At 71.4% G+C, this 18,698-nt stretch carries 13 protein-coding genes; 6 read left to right on the plus strand and 7 right to left on the minus strand.

The features are described 5' to 3' along the window. Positions 1-2 precede the first annotated feature (2 nt). Genes AB0E24_RS01590 through AB0E24_RS01600 form a run of 3 tightly spaced genes read right to left on the minus strand, consistent with a single transcriptional unit; the run spans position 3 to position 4,239 of the window. A complete protein-coding gene (locus tag AB0E24_RS01590) occupies positions 3-395 on the minus strand; it encodes a DUF742 domain-containing protein (RefSeq protein WP_069873235.1) in 393 nt (130 codons plus the stop codon). Further along, positions 392-883: a roadblock/LC7 domain-containing protein gene (locus AB0E24_RS01595; RefSeq protein ID WP_069873234.1), complete on the minus strand. Its 492-nt coding sequence runs from the start codon at positions 881-883 to the stop codon at positions 392-394. Before AB0E24_RS01595 ends, AB0E24_RS01590 begins: the two co-directional genes overlap by 4 nt. After that, complete coding sequence (locus AB0E24_RS01600) at positions 880-4,239, minus strand: sensor histidine kinase (RefSeq protein ID WP_359374338.1); 3,360 nt, start codon at positions 4,237-4,239, stop codon at positions 880-882. Before AB0E24_RS01600 ends, AB0E24_RS01595 begins: the two co-directional genes overlap by 4 nt. 455 nt (positions 4,240-4,694) lie before the next feature. Here AB0E24_RS01600 and AB0E24_RS01605 point away from each other — a divergent pair, with 455 nt between their 5' ends. Then, positions 4,695-5,465, plus strand: a complete 771-nt coding sequence (locus tag AB0E24_RS01605; RefSeq protein WP_359374340.1) for a hypothetical protein — start codon at positions 4,695-4,697, stop codon at positions 5,463-5,465. A gap of 99 nt (positions 5,466-5,564) precedes the next feature. On the opposite strand, the gene AB0E24_RS01610 is transcribed toward AB0E24_RS01605, so the two are convergent. Next, positions 5,565-6,095: a MarR family winged helix-turn-helix transcriptional regulator gene (locus tag AB0E24_RS01610; protein ID WP_079153729.1), complete on the minus strand. Its 531-nt coding sequence runs from the start codon at positions 6,093-6,095 to the stop codon at positions 5,565-5,567. 206 nt (positions 6,096-6,301) lie between these two features. On the opposite strand from AB0E24_RS01610, the gene AB0E24_RS01615 reads away from it, so the two are divergent. Then, a complete protein-coding gene (locus tag AB0E24_RS01615) occupies positions 6,302-7,150 on the plus strand; it encodes a lysozyme (RefSeq protein WP_093703388.1) in 849 nt (282 codons plus the stop codon). Positions 7,151-7,300: 150 nt separating this feature from the next. Here the strand turns inward: AB0E24_RS01615 and AB0E24_RS01620 are convergent, their stop codons facing one another. The 3 genes from AB0E24_RS01620 to AB0E24_RS01630 all read right to left on the minus strand — a co-directional run bounded on the left by AB0E24_RS01620 (position 7,301) and on the right by AB0E24_RS01630 (position 11,439). Then, positions 7,301-7,906 (minus strand): Uma2 family endonuclease, encoded by a 606-nt coding sequence (locus tag AB0E24_RS01620; protein ID WP_435865235.1) that lies wholly within the window; start codon positions 7,904-7,906, stop codon positions 7,301-7,303. A 136-nt stretch (positions 7,907-8,042) separates the two neighbouring features. Then, the gene (gene lon, locus AB0E24_RS01625; protein WP_069873222.1) at positions 8,043-10,463 is read right to left on the minus strand and encodes an endopeptidase La; all 2,421 of its coding nucleotides are present in this window, start codon (positions 10,461-10,463) and stop codon (positions 8,043-8,045) included. Between the two features lie 73 nt (positions 10,464-10,536). Next, positions 10,537-11,439 carry a rhomboid-like protein gene (locus AB0E24_RS01630; RefSeq protein ID WP_359374342.1) on the minus strand — a complete coding sequence of 301 codons (903 nt, stop codon included), beginning with the start codon at positions 11,437-11,439 and terminating at the stop codon, positions 10,537-10,539. Between the two features lie 224 nt (positions 11,440-11,663). Between AB0E24_RS01630 and AB0E24_RS01635 the strand changes: the two genes are divergently transcribed. The 4 genes from AB0E24_RS01635 (at position 11,664) to AB0E24_RS01650 (ending at position 18,667) form a co-directional block, all read left to right on the plus strand. Continuing rightward, the gene (locus AB0E24_RS01635) at positions 11,664-12,389 is read left to right on the plus strand and encodes a spermidine synthase family protein (protein ID WP_359374344.1); all 726 of its coding nucleotides are present in this window, start codon (positions 11,664-11,666) and stop codon (positions 12,387-12,389) included. Between the two features lie 104 nt (positions 12,390-12,493). Continuing rightward, entirely contained in the window at positions 12,494-13,234 is a 741-nt protein-coding gene (locus tag AB0E24_RS01640; RefSeq protein ID WP_014054863.1) for a response regulator transcription factor, read from the plus strand. A 179-nt stretch (positions 13,235-13,413) separates the two neighbouring features. Then, positions 13,414-14,574 carry a HAMP domain-containing sensor histidine kinase gene (locus AB0E24_RS01645; RefSeq protein WP_069873295.1) on the plus strand — a complete coding sequence of 387 codons (1,161 nt, stop codon included), beginning with the start codon at positions 13,414-13,416 and terminating at the stop codon, positions 14,572-14,574. Positions 14,575-14,821: 247 nt separating this feature from the next. After that, complete coding sequence (locus tag AB0E24_RS01650) at positions 14,822-18,667, plus strand: multifunctional oxoglutarate decarboxylase/oxoglutarate dehydrogenase thiamine pyrophosphate-binding subunit/dihydrolipoyllysine-residue succinyltransferase subunit (protein ID WP_359374347.1); 3,846 nt, start codon at positions 14,822-14,824, stop codon at positions 18,665-18,667. Positions 18,668-18,698 lie beyond the last annotated feature (31 nt).

The following is an 18,698-nucleotide window of genomic DNA, read 5'->3' on the forward strand; positions in this document are numbered from 1 at the left end:
TCTCAGAGCCTGCGAAGTCCACTGAGCACCCTTTCGAGCAACGCGCGTTCCGGCTGGCCGGGGCCCCGCCCGGTGCCGTAGACGCGGATCTTTCCCTGGTCGGCCAGGTCGCTGAGCAGGACGCGCACCACACCGAGTGGGATCTTGAGCATCGCGGAGACCTCCGCGACGGAACGCATCCTGCTGCACAGTTCGATGATCGCCCGGATCTCCGGCAGCATCCGGGTGTTCAACCCGCTGGGGGCCAGGTCGAGCCGTCCGTCCGGAGCCTCCAGCGCCGCCACGAAGGTCTCCACCAGCAGCACATGGCCGGAGCGGGTGCGACCACCGGTGAGCGAGTACGGACGTACGCGAGCGGGTTTACGGGCGGGTCGACCGGACCCGGCGGTCGTCACTGCGCGTGCTCCAGCGACCTGCGTAGTTCATTGCGGAGTTCGGGGGTGAGCACATGTCCGGCCCGGCCCACGAACAACGCCATGTGATAGGCGACGACGGTCATGTCGCAGTCGGGGGTGGCGTGCACCCCCAGCAGCGAACCGTCGCTGATCGACATGACGAACAGACTTCCCTCGTCCATCGCCACCATCGTCTGCTTGACACTGCCGCCGTCCATCAGCTTCGCCGCGCCGAGCGTGAGGCTTCCGAGCCCCGAGACGATCGTCGCGAGATCCGCACTGGACCCCTTGGGGCCGTCCTGCGCCACCGGATCGGCCGCCGCGGTCGCGGCGTGGTGCCGTGCGTCGGAGGAGAGCAGCATCAGCCCGTCGGTCGAGACGACCACAACCGAGCGGACGCCCGGCACCTCCTCGACGAGGTTCGACAGCAACCAGTGCAGATTACGGGCCTCGCGACTCAACCCGTAGGTACTACTGGGCGCATTCACCCGCGTGCCTCCTCAACCGTGCCACCCTCGATCTGCGCCCCCGTTTGCCCTGCTGATTCCCCGCGCCGCCGTACGGGCTCGCCGCGGGCGGCGATCTCGGCGGCGGCGTCGCGGTGTCCCTCACGGGCGCCGCGCTGGAAGCCGCCGAGTCGGCGCCGCAGCTCATCCGCGCTCACCGAACCGGTCCGCTCCCGTGGATCGGGCTCCCGGACCGCCAGGTTCCGCGGTGTGCGCTTGGGAAGCCCCTTGTCGGTGCGCGCCGCCTCGTCCGCCGGGCGGGCGTGCTGGTCGGGGCCGATGGCGTACGGATCGGCGGACGGCTCACCGCCGCCTGCCCGCGCACCACCCGTCCCCGCAACGCCGCCGGGCGTCGAGGGGACGCTGTCCTCCGGGCCGTCATGCGACGCGGGGGCGCCGTCCGTCAGCCCGCCGCGCGATGCCGGACCGCCATGGGCCGGGCCCCAGGCGGCCGCGCCGACCGGGCGTATGCCATGACCGCCGAAATACCACTCGCGGTCCGCGGGGTCGTCGAGGTCCGCGCGGTCCGCGGCGTCCTCACGTCCGTCGCGACCGTCGCGGTCCTGACGGCTCTCGCGGCTTTCACGGACCGTGCGGCCGCTCGCGCGGCCCGTGCGGCTCTCACGGTCGGCGCGATCCGTACGGTCCGGGCGGCCATCGCGGTCCTCGGGGTCCCCATAGCCCTCGCGCAGGCGCCGGGGGGTCAGCTCCATCGTCTGCTCGACGGCCGGGACCTCGGGCTCCCCGTCCTGAGGCGCCGGGGCCTGGTCGTCCGCGCCATGCCGTGCGCCGTCCCGCTCGTCGGCCTGGGTCAGCTTGGGGACGCGCTTGGGCAGGGCGGGCAGCGCACCGGCGTCTTCCGCGGCCGGATGGCCGCGCGGCGGTGTGGGATCCATGGGGTAGTCGCGGCCCGTGTCCACGGTCCGCCCCCACCCCTCGCCGGAGACGGCCCATGAGGAGGCGGTCCGCTCCGGATCCGCGGCCGTCCCGACGGGCGTGGCCGCGTCGGCGGGCGCGGGGTCCGGGCGGGGCCCGAGCTCAGGGCCGGGCCGCGGCTCGTCCTCGGGCTCCGGCTCGGCGGCCCGGGGCGCCGGACCCCGCTCCGCGAACGCCGAGAGCGCCGCGAGCAGCTCCGCGGGCGGCGCGGCGGGCGCGATCGGCTCCGCTTGCGGCGCGGCGGGCGCGACCGGCTCGGCCGGCGGCTCGGCACCGGCCCCCGCCGCACCGTTCGGCGGCGCACCCTCCTGGTCGGGCGAGACCGAACGGGTCTGCCCCGGAAGCGTGTTGGAGTTCGCCTCGGCCTCGGAGCCCGGGAAGCCCAGGAAGGACGCCGATCCGGTGCCGGCGAACGTCGCGCCCACGCCCACCGGCGGGGCGGGCGGCAGCCCGGCACCGGGCGGACCGGAGGGGAGGATCTTCGTCGGGAGGACGACCACGGCCGCCACCCCGCCCGGCTGCTGCTCACGCAGCTGCACCCGGATGCCGTGGCGCGCGGCGAGCCGGGTCACCACGTAGAGCCCGAGGCCCAGCGGGTCCTCCGGCTGGGGACCCTGGCAGTACTCGGGCACCGGGTCGGCGAGCCGGTTGTTCAGCTCCACGAAGCGCTCGGGCGTCATCCCGATGCCCTCGTCCTGGACGGAGAGCATGACCTCACCGGTCTCCAGGAGCCAGCCGGAGACCTGGACCGAGGCGTCCGGCGGTGAAAACGATGTCGCGTTCTCCAGGAGCTCGGCGATCAGGTGGCTGACGCTGTCCGCGGCGAACCCGGCGACCTGGGCATGCGGCGGCAGCGCCTGGATCTGCACCCGGTCGTAGCGCTCGACCTCGCTGATCGAGGCGCGCAGCACATCCAGCAGCGGCACCGGCCCCGGATGGGTGGCCTTGTTCTCGGAGCCCGCGATGACCAGGAGGTTCTCGCCGTAGCGGCGCATCCCGGTGGCCAGGTGGTCGAGCTGGAAGAGCGTTTCGAGGCGGTCGGGGTCCTGCTCCCGCTCCTCCAGGGACTCGATGATGGCGAGCTGCCGCTCGATCAGGCCGAGCGAGCGCAGCGCGAGGCTGACGAAGCTGCCGTGGACCCGGGCCCGCAGCCCCTCCAGCCGGGTGGCGACCGCGTCCCGCTCGGCGCGCAGCCCGTCCCGCTCATCGGCCAGCCGCTGCCGCTCGCCGACCAGCCGGGTGCGCTCGGTCTCGAGCTCGGTGACCCGCTCGTACGCCTGCGCGGCCTTGGCGTGCAGCTCGTTGACGGCCCGTACGGCGTCCGCGAACTCGTCGTCGCGGCCCGTGAAGGCCACCGGCTCCTCGGCCGGCGGATCGGCCGCGACCCGCCGGGCGCCGAGCCGCAGCGCGGCCAGCGGCCGGGTCATCGAGCGGGCGCTGTGCACTCCGGCGCCGAGGGCGACCAGCAGGGCGGCGCCGACGATGCCGATGCGCAGCTCGAGGGCGGTGACCTCGTCGTCCCGCAACCGGGCGAGCTGGGCGGCCTCACCGGAGGCCAGCGAGGACTGGGCGCCGCGCATCCGGTCGATCCTGGCGTTCAGCCCGGCCTCGACGCGGTCCTCGTTGAGGAAGAAGTCATTGCCCGCGAAGTGGTCCTGGTCGGTGAGCCGGTCGAGGTAGTGCTCGGCGTTGGTGACCTCGGTGCCGTTGACGGTGCGGTCGTATGCCTCGCGCATGGCGGCCGGGGCGAGTTGCTCGAAGTCGGCCAGCGCGGACTGCTCGCGGACGTTGGTCCGCTGGGCGGCGGAGACCAGCGTGGACTGGCCGCCGCCCGCGTCGAGCGCGGCCAGCAGCAGCCCGCGGGTGGCGGACGCCTCCTCCACCGCACGGCCGAGCGGGGCCAGCGCGGCGGTGGCGGCGGTCTCGGAGTCGGCCGGGAGCCGGTGGGCGAGGGTGTCGGTGACCCCGTTCAGCGCCTGGACGGTCCGGGTGTACGAGGTGAAGACGTCGAGGGCCGAGCCCTTGCCGGTCAGCGCCTCCTGCCGCAGTTCGGGAAGGGCGTCCAGGAGCCGCCGGACCGAGGCCGGGACCTGCCGGCGCACCTCCCGGATCCGCAGGTCGACACGGGCGCGGGTCTCCTCGGAGACCCCGCCGCCGGAGGCGGTGGAGCGCCCGTCGGCGACGAACCGGGTCATGGCGTCGCGCTCGTCGGCGAGGGCGTGGGCGAGGGTCACCGCGCCGCGGTTGGTCTCCGCGAGGTCGACGAGCCGCTGGGCGTCGGTGGTGTCATCGAGGGCGAGCAGAACGGCGGGGGTTCCGGCCCCGAGGACGGCGACGGAGACGAGGACGACGGACGTGGTGAGCCGACGGCGGACGCGTGTGGTGTTCCGTCGTGGCGTCATCTCGTCCTGGCGTGGCTCGTCTACCGCATCGCGCGTGGTGCCCCGAAGCCGTTTCTTCCGCACCGGTGCTCACAATCCATTCTCGCCCGACCGCTGATGTTGGACCAGAGGTGACGACGGATCAACAATTGTGTTTCCCCACCCCTGGTAGGGATTCCGACCCTTTCAGGACGGGTCTGGGGCGGGTACACATCACCCACCCGGCCACCCGAACGAGTGAACCGCATTGCGTAGTTGACCACCAACTTCGACGCGCGGCCATACCCTCCCGTCAACCTTGTGCGGATTGGTAAAGACCTCCATGCCCTGACAAGATGCCCACCCGCAGCTTCCCAGAAGCACCAATTTCCGCCCCAATCAGACAGCCGGGAAACCGGCGCGGCATTTGGTACGGACCAATCCCGCCGCGGCCCCCGCGCCAAGGTTGATCGTCGACGGTCCGGCAGACTGATGGAATGCGCATCGAACTCGCGACCGCCCCCGGCGATCAGCAATACCCCAATGAGGACTACGCCTCAGTAGCCCTCCCGGCCTCGGGGAGCGGCGGTGCGCTGGTGGTACTGGACGGGGTGACTCCGCCCGAGGGCGACGACGGATGTGTGCACAGCGTGAGCTGGTTCACCGCGCGGCTCGGCGGATCGCTGCTCGAACTGTCCGGTTCGCGACGGGATATGCCTCTGACACAGTGCCTCGCCGAGGCGATCGGGCGAACCGCCGCATTCCACAGTTCAACGTGTGACCTTTCTCACCCCCTCACCCCACAGGCAACCGTCGTCATGGCGCGCTGGGACGACGAGCGCATCGAGCATCTGGTCCTCTCCGACTCGGTGTTGCTCATCGAGCTGCTCCACGACGGAGTGACCCCGGTGCTGGACGACCGCATCGACCGGCTGCGCGCCGAGGGCCGGCGGCTCGCCCCGCTGCGCAACGCGGAGGACGGCTTCTTCACCGCCGCCGCCGACCCCGGCGTCGCCGGCAAGGCGGTCACCGGGGAGTTCCCGCGCGGCGAGGTGCGGGCGCTGGCGGCGCTCACCGACGGGGCGTCGCGCTGGGTGGAGAAGTTCGGCGAGGGCGACTGGAGCGAATGCTTCGCGCTGCTGCGCAAGGAGGGCCCGCAGGCGCTGATCGACCGGGTTCGGGCGGCCGAGCACGCCGATCCGGACGGTACGGCCTTTCCGCGGGGCAAGACCCACGACGACGCCGCCGTGGTCTTCGTGGAGCCCTGACCGGGCCGGATGCCGCGCCCTCCGGGGCCGGGTAGCGCGGTTGCCACATCCGCGTCGCCGGATGCGCGGGGGTCGCGGATCCTGGCGGGTATGAGCGCCCTACTCCTGCGCCGCGCGCGCCGCCTGACCGGGGTCGTCGGCCTCCTGCTCCGCGTTCAACCGGTGCAGCAGCCTGGCGAGTTCGGCCACCTCGCTGCGCTCCCACGCGGCGAGCCGACGGGCGTAGCGCGCCCGCCGGGCGACCCGCACGGCGCGGAAGCGGCTGCGGCCCTCCTCGGTCAACTCCACCAGGAAGGCCCGGCCGTCGGCCGGATCGGGCGTCCGCGTCACCAGGCCGAGCCCTTCGATGGCGCGCAGCTGACGGCTCATCGTGGCCTTTCCGACGCCCACGAAGGCCGCGAGGTCGGTGGCGCGCTGCGGACCGGCGTCCTCCAGCCGCATCAGCAGTCCGTAGGCGGCGGATTCGAGCTCGGGGTGGACCTCCCGGGCCAATTCCCCCGAGGCGGCGCGGGCCCTGCGGAGGAAAACCGCCAATTCGCGCTCCAGAGCGAGGAATGCGTGGTCCACACCAATGCCGCCCGCGGTGCCGCCCTCACCCCGCCCAGGGGACAGTCCCCCATTGTTGTGCACGTCAGAGCCCTCTCCGGGTTTTCACTTGGTGAAAGTTTCTATCATGCGCAGCAGTTACCGCAGCTCCACCAGTATTTCGCAGGATTAGACCAACGGCATCACACCTTCCCCCTTCCGTCCGCCTATCTACGCCCGTAGCGTCGATCCTGACATGGTCATTCCAATCGGACGTCCCTCTCCCCCACCGAGGCTTCGGAGGTAACGCCATGCCCGCGCACAGACCTGGTTCGACCCGAGGCGCCATCAGCGCGCTGATCGGTGTTCTCGCCGCTCTACTCGCCATGACCGTCGCACTGCCCGGCTCGGCGTTCGCCGCCCAGGGCGAGGGTGACAAGGCCATCCCCCACCCCGAGCAGGACTGGGCGGGTTCACAAATACTCAAGCACGAGGGCGGATCCACGACCGGTGAACAGCCGCTGGGGCTGCTCGCCACCGTCGAAGGCGTGGACGTCAGCAGCCACCAGGGCAATGTCAACTGGGCGACGCTGTGGAGCAGCGGTGTCCGGTTCGCCTATGTCAAGGCGACCGAGGGCACCAGCTACACCAATCCGAACTTCACCCAGCAGTACAACGGCTCGTACAACGTCGGCATGATCCGTGGCTCGTACCACTTCGCCCTGCCGAACAACTCGACTGGCGCCGCACAGGCCAACTACTTCGTCGACCACGGCGGCGGCTGGTCCAAGGACGGCAAGACGCTGCCCGGCGCGCTCGACATGGAGTACAACCCCTACGGCGCGACCTGCTACGGGCTGAGCGCCAGTGCGATGGTCAACTGGATCAAGTCCTTCAGCAGCACCTACAAGTCGCGCACCGGTCGCGATCCGGTGATCTACACCTCCACCAGCTGGTGGAAGACCTGCACGGGCAACTCCGCCGCCTTCGGCGGCATCAACCCGCTGTGGATTCCGCGCTACGGCTCGTCCGTGGGTGAGCTTCCGGCCGGCTGGGGCTTCCACACCATCTGGCAGTACACCTCCACCGGCCCGACGGTCGGCGATCACAACAAGTTCAACGGCGCCATGGACCGGCTTCAGGCGCTCGCCAACGGCTGAGCCCCGCTGAGCCGAGCTCCGGCTGAGCCGAATGCCGGCTGAGCCCGCTGAGCTCCGGTCGGGCCCCGCGGCTCGTCACTCCCCACATCCGGCGGTCCCGCCCTCCGGCGTACGGACAGGTCTGTCTGTACACCGGAGGGCGTCGGCGGGTCAGTCGCGGGGGAACTCGTCGGTCTTGAGCGGCAGGTCGACGGCGGTGTTCGTCAGGTCGAGATCCTGGCCGAAGTGAATCGACAGCTCACTGAGGTAGTCGCCCTCCTTGGGCTCGGTGAACAGGTGGCATTTGCCGGTGTAGGGGTCCGCGATCAGGTAGATGGGAACCCCGGCCTCCGCGTAGGCCGCCTTCTTCGGGCCGTAGTCGTTCGCCGCCGTGCCTTTCGAGATCACCTCGGCAACGAACTCAACGTCCTGATAGCGCCACAAGCCCTTGGCATCCATAGCCGCACCCTTGGCGACCAGGGTCACATCGGTCGCGAAGCCGTTGAGGTGGCCCGGGTAGTCGATACGGACATCCGACTTGATCCGCGTGCGCGGGAATTGCGCACGTAGCTGGTCGTAGATGTCGGCGATGATGTCCCAGTGGGTGTTCGTCTGCGGCGACATGAAGATGTGTCCCTCGACAATCTCGACCTTGAATCCCTCGGGGACGGGCATCTTCTCGAGCCACTCGAACATCGCGTCCAAGGTCCGCTCGTCGCTGCTGTCGGCCATCTCGATCCTGTCAGTGTCGATCCGGTCAATCTCCATGACGGTCACCGTGCCGCTCCTCCCCGCCGCACACCGAACGTATGCGACCGGTTAGTCCAACGATACGCACGGCCGAGAGGTCACGCGTGGCCCGGAACCCCGTTCGACACGGGGCCCCGGGCCACGGCGCCACCGGCAGCGTCCGTCACGCCGCTGCCGGAACCTCGGGGGCGGCGGCCGTCGAGGCGGGTTCGAGGGCCAGCTCCAGGACCCTGCGGACGTCCGAGACCGGGTGGACGTCCAGCTTGTCCAGCACCTCGGCGGGGACGTCGTCCAGGTCGGGCTCATTGCGCTTGGGGATGATCACGGTGGTCACCCCGGCCCGGTGCGCCGCCAGCAGCTTCTGCTTGACGCCGCCGATGGGCAGCACCCGCCCGGTCAGGGACACCTCGCCCGTCATCGCCACGTCCGGGCGCACCTGGCGGCCGGAGAGCAGCGAGGCCAGGGCGGTGGTCATGGTGACACCCGCGCTCGGGCCGTCCTTGGGGACCGCGCCCGCCGGGACGTGGAGGTGGACACCGCGCTCCTTCAGGTCGCCGACCGGCAGCTCCAGCTCCGCGCCGTGGGAGCGCAGGAAGGAGAGCGCGATCCGGGCGGACTCCTTCATGACGTCGCCGAGCTGACCGGTGAGGTTCAGCCCCGCGCCGCCCGTCTCCGGGTCGGCCAGCGACGCCTCCACGAACAGCACGTCACCGCCCGCGCCCGTGACCGCGAGCCCGGTCGCCACGCCGGGGACGGCGGTGCGGCGCTCGGCCGGGTCCTGGGCGGACTCGGGGGTGTGGTGCGGCCGGCCGATCAGCGGGCGCAGCTCCGCCACGTCGACGGTGAAGGGGAGTTCGCGCTCGCCGAGCTCGTGCTGGGCCGCGACCTTGCGCAACAGCCGGGCGATGGACCGCTCCAGGGTCCGTACGCCCGCCTCGCGGGTGTACTCGCCCGCCAGCTTGCGCAGCGCCTCGTCCGCCACGGTGACCTCGCCCGGCTCCAGACCGGCCCGCTCCAGCTGGCGGGGCAGCAGGTGGTCACGGGCGATGGTGACCTTCTCGTCCTCGGTGTAGCCGTCCAGGCGCACCAGCTCCATCCGGTCCAGGAGCGCCTCGGGGATGGCCTCCAGGACGTTGGCGGTGGCGAGGAAGACCACATCGCTCAGGTCGAGCTCGACCTCCAGGTAGTGGTCGCGGAAGGTGTGGTTCTGCGCCGGGTCCAGGACCTCGAGCAGGGCCGCGGCCGGGTCGCCGCGGAAGTCGGAGCCCACCTTGTCGATCTCGTCGAGGAGGACGACGGGGTTCATGGAGCCCGCCTCCTTGATGGCCCGGACGACCCGGCCGGGCAGCGCGCCCACGTAGGTGCGCCGGTGGCCGCGGATCTCCGCCTCGTCGCGGACGCCGCCGAGCGCGACCCGGACGAACTTCCGCCCCATCGCGCGGGCGACGCTCTCGCCCAGGCTGGTCTTGCCGACGCCGGGCGGGCCCACCAGGGCGAGCACCGCGCCGCCGCGGCGGCCGCCGACGATGCCGAGGCCCCGGTCGGCACGGCGCTTGCGCACCGCCAGGTACTCGGTGATCCGCTCCTTGACGTCCTCCAGGCCCGCGTGGTCGGCGTCGAGCACGGCCTTGGCGCCCCGGATGTCGTAGGCGTCCTCGGTGCGCTCGTTCCAGGGCAGCTCCAGGACGGTGTCCAGCCAGGTGCGGATCCAGCTGCCCTCGGGGCTCTGGTCGCTGGTCCGCTCCAGCTTGTCGACCTCCTTCAGGGCCGCCTCGCGGACCTTCTCGGGCAGATCGGCCGCCTCCACCCGGGCGCGGTAGTCGTCGGACTCGCCCTCAGAGTCGCCGTTCAGCTCCGCGAGCTCCTTACGGACCGCTTCGAGCTGGCGCCGCAGCAGGAACTCGCGCTGCTGCTTGTCGACGCCCTCCTGGACGTCCTTGGCGATCGACTCGGCCACGTCCTGCTCGGCGATGTGGTCGCTGAGCCAGGTAACGGCCAGCTTCAGCCGGGCCACGGGGTCCGTGGTCTCCAGCAGTTCGACGCGCTGGGCCACGCTCAGGAACGGCGAGTAGCCGGAGTTGTCGGCGAGCTGTGAGACATCGTCGATCTGCTGCACCCGGTCCACGACCTGCCAGGCGCCGCGCTTGCGCAGCCAGCTGGTGGCCAGCGCCTTGTACTCCTTGATCAATTCGGTGACGGCGCCGGGAAGCGGATCGGGCACGATCTCCTCGACCGTGGTCCCCTCCACCCACAGCGCCGCCCCGGGTCCGGTGGTCCCGGCCCCGATGCGGACACGGCGCACACCGCGGATCAGCGCGCCCGGGTCGCCATCGGAGAGCCGGCCCACCTGTTCGACGGTGCCGAGCGTGCCGATGCCGGCGTAGGTGCCGTCGACGCGCGGCACCAGCAGCACCTTCGGCTTGCCTCCTCCGCTCCCACTGGAGCGGGCGGCGGCCTGGGCGGCCTCCACCGCGGCGCGCACCTCGGTATCGGAAAGGTCCAGCGGCACCACCATGCCGGGCAGCACGACCTCGTCATCGAGAGGCAGCACAGGCAGGGTGAGCGGTGTGGACAGCGAAGCCATGATCTCCCTTCGGCAGGCAAGTTGAGTCAGAAGGACTCAATAAGTCAATGCCCACTCAATGCGCGAAGGGGCCTCAGGTGTTCCCGGAGGCTCGTTCGCTGTGAGCGAAGCGGCGTCCGGCGCCGTCGCCGCCGTTCGAGGAGGGCCGCCACCTGGCGTTTCGCCGGATGTACGGCCAGCAGACGACGCCGATCAGCAGGGCGAAGGCATGGCCCCACCCGGTGAGCGGATCGATGTCCACGAGGCTTCCGGCGGCGAGCGCGAGGCCGATCCCGCCGAGCAGCGCCCACCGCCGCCGGGGCGGCAGCAGCCCGGCGAGCGCGGCGGCGCAGGCGATCAGCCCGTAGCTGACCCCGTAGTCGAGGCGCCGCAGCGAACTGGCCGGGAGATGTCCGACGGCCACGGATGCGGCCACCGGGAGCTCGGTGAGCAGCGTCGCCAGCACATGGCCGAGCAGGAACACCCCGGCGGTGCGCATCGCGCCGACGCGCCGCTCCAGCGCGCCGAGCACCAGGGGGAAGGCGAGCAGATACGGCGAGGTGATCCCGCCCACCGCCCACAACGCGCTGACCAGCAGTGTCAGCAGCGGCCGCTGGGAGAGGTGGGCCACATCGGTGCTGGAGCCCACGAGCAGATCGCGCACCGTGCCGGGGTCGCCGAGATGGGTGTAGAGCCCGGTGCCGAGCAGGACGAGCGTGTAGCCGAGGGTGAGCGGCACGGCGATGAGCGCATGCGAGAGCCGCCGCAGCCGCGCCGCCATGGCCGCCGTACGGCGCCCGCGCCCCGCCCCAGCGGCCGGCGGCACCCGCGGTGTGCCGGCCCCGATGGCCACGGGCCCGGCACAGCTCGCCACCAGCCGCCAACCGGCCGCGCGGGCGCACGGAACCGCCAGGGCGGCGCCCCGGGCCTCGTCCGGGTCGCCCCCGTCCGCCGCCCGCGCGCCCGGGACGGCCGTCCCCCGTATCGATGTCGTCAACGTCCGCGCCCCTTCCTCACTCCCGCCTCCGCTCCCCCTGCCCCGCGCATTTCCGCCACGCCCGAACAACAACCCGGGTGCCGTGAGTCATCTCACCTCCCCCCGAGCTGTGACGTGGACGACGCCAGGCCCCGCCCGCCGGGCCACCGTGGAATCGGTTGGACCGGTGGGCGGGGCGGCGCGAGGATGGCGGCGTCAGAACCATCCGGGAGGACCCCACCCCTATGCAGCCGCAGCCGATGTACGACCTCCACCCCGCCGACGACGACCGGCCGGTGATCGTCGACCGCCGGGAGGGCCCGTACGGCGAGGTGGTGCTGCGGCGGCGCGGTGGCGGGCCGTCGGGCGAGGCCGTCTTCGAGATCATCGCCAATGGGTGCTTCCTCATGGACACCTCCGACGGCCGCTCCGAGCGGCTGCTCATCCGCACCGCCCTCGACGCGCTGCCCGCCGACCGTCCCTCTCCCGCACTGCTCATCGGCGGGCTCGGCGTGGGGTTTTCGCTGGTCGAGGCGGCGGCGGAGCCCCGGTGGGGGCGGATCGCGGTGGTCGAGCGGGAGGCGGCGGTGATCGACTGGCACCTCGACGGCCCCCTGGCGGCCGTATCCGCCGGGGCGCTGGCCGATCCGCGCACCGAGATCCTCCACACCGACCTGGTCGAGTGGCTGCGGACCGGCCCGGAGACCTATGACGCGCTGTGCCTGGACATCGACAACGGCCCCGACTGGACCGTCACCGAGGGCAACGACGGCCTCTACTCCCCCACCGGGCTCGCCGCCTGCGCGGCGCGCCTCGCACCGGGCGGAGTGCTGGCCGTCTGGTCGGCGCAGCCGTCGCCCGCGTTCGAGCGATCTCTCCGGAATGCCGGGTTCACGCGGGTGCGTACGGAAGAGGTCACCGTTGCCCGGGGTGTTCCCGACGTCGTGCATCTCGCGGTTCGGGGCGCGTAGCAAAGCCGCGTACGCTGGCTTTACGCTTGCTTGCCTACCAAACGCGGCTGAGCGATGACCAGGCGCGAGCCGCGGGTTTCACCGGAAGACGCAGGGGCGGGCGTATGGAGCAGACTCACAACGGTCACAACGGGACCGCCACGACCACCCCTGGCGCACAGCGCCGGGTCCTCGTCGTCGAGGACGATCCGACCATAGTGGACGCCATCGCGGCCCGGCTGCGTGCCGAGGGGTTCCAGGTCCAGACGGCGGGAGACGGTCCGGCGGCGGTCGACACGGCCGAGGCGTGGCAGCCCGATCTGCTGGTTCTCGACGTGATGCTGCCCGGCTTCGACGGTCTCGAGGTCTGCCGCAGAGTACAGGCCCGGCGGCCGGTGCCCGTGCTGATGCTGACCGCGCGCGACGACGAGACCGACATGCTGGTGGGGCTCGGGGTCGGCGCCGACGACTACATGACCAAGCCGTTCTCCATGCGCGAGCTGGCCGCCCGGGTGCATGTGCTGCTCCGGCGGGTCGAGCGGGCGGCGCTGGCCGCGCACACCCCGCGCAGCGGGATCCTGCGCCTGGGCGAGCTGGAGATCGACCACGCCCAGCGGCGGGTGCGGGTGCGCGGCTCGGATGTGCACCTCACCCCGACCGAGTTCGATCTGCTGGTCTGTCTGGCGAACACCCCGCGTGCGGTGCTCTCCCGTGAGCAGCTGCTGGCCGAGGTGTGGGACTGGGCGGACGCCTCGGGCACCCGCACCGTGGACAGCCACATCAAGGCGCTGCGCCGGAAGATCGGCGCGGAACGGATCCGTACGGTGCACGGCGTCGGCTACGCCCTGGAGACCCCGGCGGCATGAAGAGGGCCCTCTGGGCACGCAGGGTCACCGAGCTCTGGGCCCGCCGGGCCCCCAAGGGCTGGGCGCGCAAGGGCTGGACGCGCAAGGACTGGGCACGGAAGGCCGCCCGCCGGGCGCCCGGACGCTGGGCCCGCCGGGCTCCCGGGGGCTGGGCGCGCAGGGTCCCCAAGGTCTGCCGGATGCCCGGGGACCCCAAGGGGCGCCGGGCGTGGTCCCGCGCCACCTGGGCCCGGATCTGGGAGGCGCTGCGCCCCTTCGACCCGTACCGCTCGGTCAAGGCGGCGCTGGGGGCGCTGGTCGTCGGCTCGGTGATCATCACCACGCTGCTGGTCTTCGCGGCGATGCACTCCGACACCGAGCTGCGCGTCATCACCATCTTCTCGATCATCGCCTCGCTGCTGATCACCCAGTTCGTGGCGAACGGGCTGACCGCCCCGCTGGACGAGATGACCGCCGTCACCCGGGCGATGGCGAACGGCGACTACACCCGGCGGGTGCGGGCGGCGCAGCGCCGGGACGAGTTCGGCGACCTGGCGTCCGCGTTCAACCGGATGGCGGCCGACCTGGAGGCGGTGGACACCCACCGCAAGGAGCTGGTGGCCAACGTCTCGCATGAGCTGCGCACCCCGATCGCGGCGCTGCGCGCGGTGCTGGAGAACGTGGTGGACGGGGTGTCGGACGCCGATCCGGAGACCATGCGGGTCGCACTGAAGCAGACCCAGCGCCTGGGCCGCCTGGTGGATCAGCTGCTCGACCTCTCCCGGCTCGACAACGGGGTGGTGCCGCTGCACGCGCGGCGGTTCGAGGTCTGGCCGTATCTGGCCGGGATCCTCAAGGAGGCCGGCATGGCCAAGGGCGCGGAGTCCCATTCGGGCGCGCACACCCGTAAGGACGTCCATCTCAACCTGGACGTCTCCCCGCCCGAGCTGACCGCCCACGCCGATGCCGAGCGGCTGCACCAGGTGATGGCGAACCTGATCGACAACGCGGTGAAGCACAGCCCGGCGCACGGCCGGGTGACCGTGCGCGCTCGGCGCGGCGAGGGCCCGGAGAGCCTGGAGCTGGAGGTGCTGGACGAGGGCCCCGGCATCCCCGAGGCGGAGCGGCACCGCGTCTTCGAGCGGTTCAACCGGGGCGGGCTCTCCCCGGACGGCTCGGCGGACGGCCGGCGGCGGCCGGGCCCGGCCAGCGACGGCGGCACCGGCCTGGGACTGGCGATCGCGCGCTGGGCGGTGGATCTGCACGGCGGGCGGATAGGGGTGGCGGAGTCCCCGCGCGGCTGCCGGATCAAGGTCAGCATCCCCGGACCGGCACCGGAACCCAAACCAGGCACCCCCTGAGATCAAAGCTGAAGTAAAATCGAACCTGTCGCGCACATACGAGCGGCAGGGGTGCACGTCTGCTGCTCCGCGCCCGAGGAAACACACGAAACCCCGTGTGTTTCCCGGTCGGACATGCGCTGAAACCCGCCAATCAATGTGACTTGCACGACGATGACCAGTGCGACCTGCACGTAAGGGTCCAGAAGGCGTAGCCTTTATTCCCGCTGTCCACCACCTTAGGAAGCGGAAGAGGGCGGTTGCCGCCGTGTCGCCACAGTCCCCCAACACCTCGAGCGTCTCGACCGAAGAACAGGACGGGCAGGGAAGTAACCCTGCCGCTGCCTTCGGCCCCAATGAGTGGCTCGTCGACGAGATCTACCAGCAGTACCTCCAGGACCCGAACTCGGTCGACCGAGCCTGGTGGGACTTCTTCGCCGACTACAAGCCGGGTCAGGACACCGGCTCCGCGGTGGCCGCGCCACCACAGGCAGTAGCCGCGAGCGCCTCCCCGGCGGCCCCGGCCAAGCCCGCCGCGGCCCAGCCGGCGGAGGCCAAGCCCGCCGTCCCGGCCGCCAAGCCCGCGGCCGCGGCTCCGGCTGCCCCGAAGCCCGCGGCGGCGCAGCCCGCGGCCCCCGCCGCGAAGGCCGCCCCGGCCGCCCCCGCGGCTCCGGCCAAGCCCGCCCCGGTCAAGCCGACCCCGGCCGAGCCGACGGTCTCCAAGAAGGAGCCCGCCGCGCCCGCCGCCGGGCCCGAGTTCGTCACGCTGCGCGGTCCCTCCGCCGCAGTGGCGAAGAACATGAACGCGTCGCTGGAGCTGCCGACGGCCACCTCGGTGCGCGCCGTCCCGGTCAAGCTGCTGTTCGACAACCGCATCGTCATCAACAACCACCTCAAGCGCGCCCGCGGCGGCAAGGTGTCCTTCACGCACCTGATCGGCTACGCCATGGTGCAGGCGCTGAAGGCGATGCCCTCGATGAACCACTCGTTCGCCGAGAAGGACGGCAAGCCGACCCTGGTCAAGCCCGAGCACATCAACCTCGGCCTCGCCATCGACCTGGTCAAGCCCAACGGCGACCGCCAGCTCGTGGTGGCGGCGATCAAGAAGGCCGAGACCCTCAACTTCTTCGAGTTCTGGCAGGCGTACGAGGACATCGTCCGCCGCGCCCGCGCCGGCAAGCTCACGATGGATGACTTCACCGGCGTCACGGCCTCCCTGACCAACCCCGGCGGCATCGGCACCGTCCACTCGGTGCCGCGGCTGATGCCCGGCCAGGGCCTGATCGTCGGCGTCGGCGCCATGGAGTACCCGGCCGAGTTCCAGGGCACCTCCCAGGACACCCTGAACAAGCTGGGCATCTCCAAGGTCATGACGCTGACCAGCACCTATGACCACCGGGTGATCCAGGGCGCCGCCTCCGGCGAGTTCCTGCGGATCATGAGCCAGCTGCTGCTCGGCGAGAACGACTTCTTCGACGAGATCTTCAAGGCGCTGCGCATCCCGTACGAGCCGGTCCGCTGGCTCAAGGACATCGACGTCAGCCACGACGACGATGTCACCAAGGCGGCGCGGGTCTTCGACCTGATCCACTCCTACCGGGTCCGCGGCCATGTCATGGCCGACACCGACCCGCTGGAGTACCGCCAGCGCAAGCACCCCGACCTGGACATCATCGAGCACGGGCTCACCCTGTGGGACCTGGAGCGCGAGTTCGCGGTCGGCGGCTTCGCGGGCAAGACCATGATGAAGCTGCGCGACATCCTGGGCGTGCTGCGCGACTCGTACTGCCGCACCACCGGCATCGAGTTCATGCACATCCAGGACCCCAAGCAGCGCAAGTGGATCCAGGACCGCGTCGAGCGCAGCCATGACAAGCCGGAGCGCGAGGAGCAGCTGCGCATCCTGCGCCGGCTGAACGCGGCCGAGGCGTTCGAGACCTTCCTCCAGACCAAGTACGTCGGCCAGAAGCGGTTCTCCCTGGAGGGCGGCGAGTCCGTCATTCCGCTGCTGGACGCGGTGCTGGACGCGGCCGCCGAGTCGCGCCTGGACGAGGTCGTCGTCGGCATGGCCCACCGCGGCCGGCTCAACGTCCTCGCCAACATCGTCGGCAAGTCGTACGCGCAGATCTTCCGCGAGTTCGAGGGCAACCTCGACCCGAAGTCCATGCACGGCTCCGGCGACGTCAAGTACCACCTGGGCGCCGACGGCACCTTCACCGGCCTGGACGGCGAGCAGATCAAGGTCTCGCTGACCGCGAACCCCTCCCACCTGGAGGCCGTGGACCCGGTCCTGGAGGGCGTCGTCCGCGCCAAGCAGGACATCATCGGCAAGGCCGGCACCGACTTCACGGTGCTGCCCGTCGCCCTCCACGGCGACGCGGCCTTCGCGGGCCAGGGCGTGGTCGCCGAGACGCTGAACATGTCGCAGCTGCGCGGCTACCGCACCGGCGGCACCGTGCACATCGTGATCAACAACCAGGTCGGCTTCACCGCCGCCCCGGCCGCGTCCCGCTCCTCGATGTACGCCACGGATGTCGCGCGGATGATCGAGGCGCCGATCTTCCACGTCAACGGCGACGACCCGGAGGCCGTCGTGCGCGTCGCGCGGCTCGCCTTCGAGTTCCGCCAGGCGTTCAACAAGGACGTGGTCATCGACCTGATCTGCTACCGCCGCCGCGGCCACAACGAGACCGACAACCCCGGTTTCACCCAGCCGCTGATGTACGACCTGATCGACAAGAAGCGCTCGGTGCGCAAGCTCTACACCGAGTCGCTGATCGGGCGCGGCGACATCACGCTGGAAGAGGCCGAGCAGGCGCTCCAGGACTTCCAGGGCCAGCTGGAGAAGGTCTTCACCGAGGTCCGCGACGCGGTCTCGGCCCCGGCCCCGGCCCATGTCCCCGAGCCGCAGCCGGAGTTCCCGGTCACCGTCCAGACGGCCGTCTCCCAGGAGGTCGTCAAGCGGATCGCCGAGTCCCAGGTCAACATCCCCGACCGGATCACCGTCCACCCGCGGCTGTACCCGCAGCTCCAGCGGCGCGCGGCGATGATCGAGGACGACTCGATCGACTGGGGCATGGGCGAGACCCTCGCCATCGGCTCGCTGCTGATGGAGGGCACCCCGGTCCGGCTCGCCGGCCAGGACTCCCGCCGCGGCACCTTCGGCCAGCGCCACGCGGTGCTGGTGGACCGCGAGACCGGTGACGACTACACCCCGCTGCTGTACCTCACCGAGGACCAGGGGCGGTACAACGTCTACGACTCGCTGCTGAGCGAGTACGCGGCGATGGGCTTCGAGTACGGCTACTCGCTGGCCCGCCCGGACGCGCTGGTCATGTGGGAGGCGCAGTTCGGTGACTTCGTCAACGGCGCGCAGACCATCGTCGACGAGTTCATCTCCTCGGCCGAGCAGAAGTGGGGCCAGACCTCCGGAGTCACCCTGCTGCTGCCGCACGGCTACGAGGGCCAGGGCCCGGACCACTCCTCGGCCCGTATCGAGCGCTTCCTCCAGCTGTGCGCGCAGAACAACATGACGGTCGCCGCGCCCACGCTGCCGTCGAACTACTTCCACCTGCTGCGCTGGCAGGTCCACAACCCGCACCACAAGCCGCTGGTCGTCTTCACCCCGAAGTCGATGCTGCGTCTGAAGGCCGCGGCGTCGAGCACCGAGGAGTTCCTGAGCGGCTCGTTCCGCCCGGTGATCGGTGACGAGACGGCCGACCCGGCCGCGGTGCGCAAGGTGGTCTTCTGCTCCGGCAAGGTCTACTACGACCTGGCCGCGGAGCGGGACAAGCGCGGTGCGCACGACACGGCGATCATCCGCCTGGAGCGGCTGTACCCGCTGCCGGGCGCGGAGCTCCAGGCCGAGATCGCCAAGTACTCGGGCGTCCAGAAGTTCGTCTGGGCGCAGGAGGAACCGGCCAACCAGGGTGCCTGGCCGTTCGTCGCGCTCAACCTGATCGACCACCTGGAGCTGTCGGTCGGCGCGGATGTCCCCGCCGCCGAGCGGCTGGTCCGGGTCTCCCGCCCGCACTCGTCCTCGCCCGCGGTGGGGTCGAACAAGCGGCACCAGTCGGAGCAGGGGGCGCTGGTGAGCGAGGTCTTCGAGATCTGATTCGCCCCGTCCGTCCCGGAAGGCCAGGTCC

The sequence above is a fragment of the Streptomyces malaysiensis subsp. malaysiensis genome (assembly GCF_040653035.1).
Taxonomy (GTDB): Bacteria; Actinomycetota; Actinomycetes; order Streptomycetales; family Streptomycetaceae; genus Streptomyces; species Streptomyces malaysiensis.

Excerpts from the sequence above, each read along its gene's own strand:
- AB0E24_RS01635 (WP_359374344.1), top strand. The coding sequence starts at position 11,664 with ATGCAGCCGCAGCCGATGTACGACCTCCACCCCGCCGACGACGACCGG.
- AB0E24_RS01605 (WP_359374340.1), top strand. The coding sequence starts at position 4,695 with ATGCGCATCGAACTCGCGACCGCCCCCGGCGATCAGCAATACCCCAAT.
- AB0E24_RS01640 (WP_014054863.1), top strand. The coding sequence starts at position 12,494 with ATGGAGCAGACTCACAACGGTCACAACGGGACCGCCACGACCACCCCT.
- AB0E24_RS01645 (WP_069873295.1), top strand. The coding sequence starts at position 13,414 with ATGCCCGGGGACCCCAAGGGGCGCCGGGCGTGGTCCCGCGCCACCTGG.
- AB0E24_RS01600 (WP_359374338.1), bottom strand. The coding sequence starts at position 4,239 with ATGACGCCACGACGGAACACCACACGCGTCCGCCGTCGGCTCACCACG.
- lon (WP_069873222.1), bottom strand. The coding sequence starts at position 10,463 with ATGGCTTCGCTGTCCACACCGCTCACCCTGCCTGTGCTGCCTCTCGAT.
- AB0E24_RS01615 (WP_093703388.1), top strand. The coding sequence starts at position 6,302 with ATGCCCGCGCACAGACCTGGTTCGACCCGAGGCGCCATCAGCGCGCTG.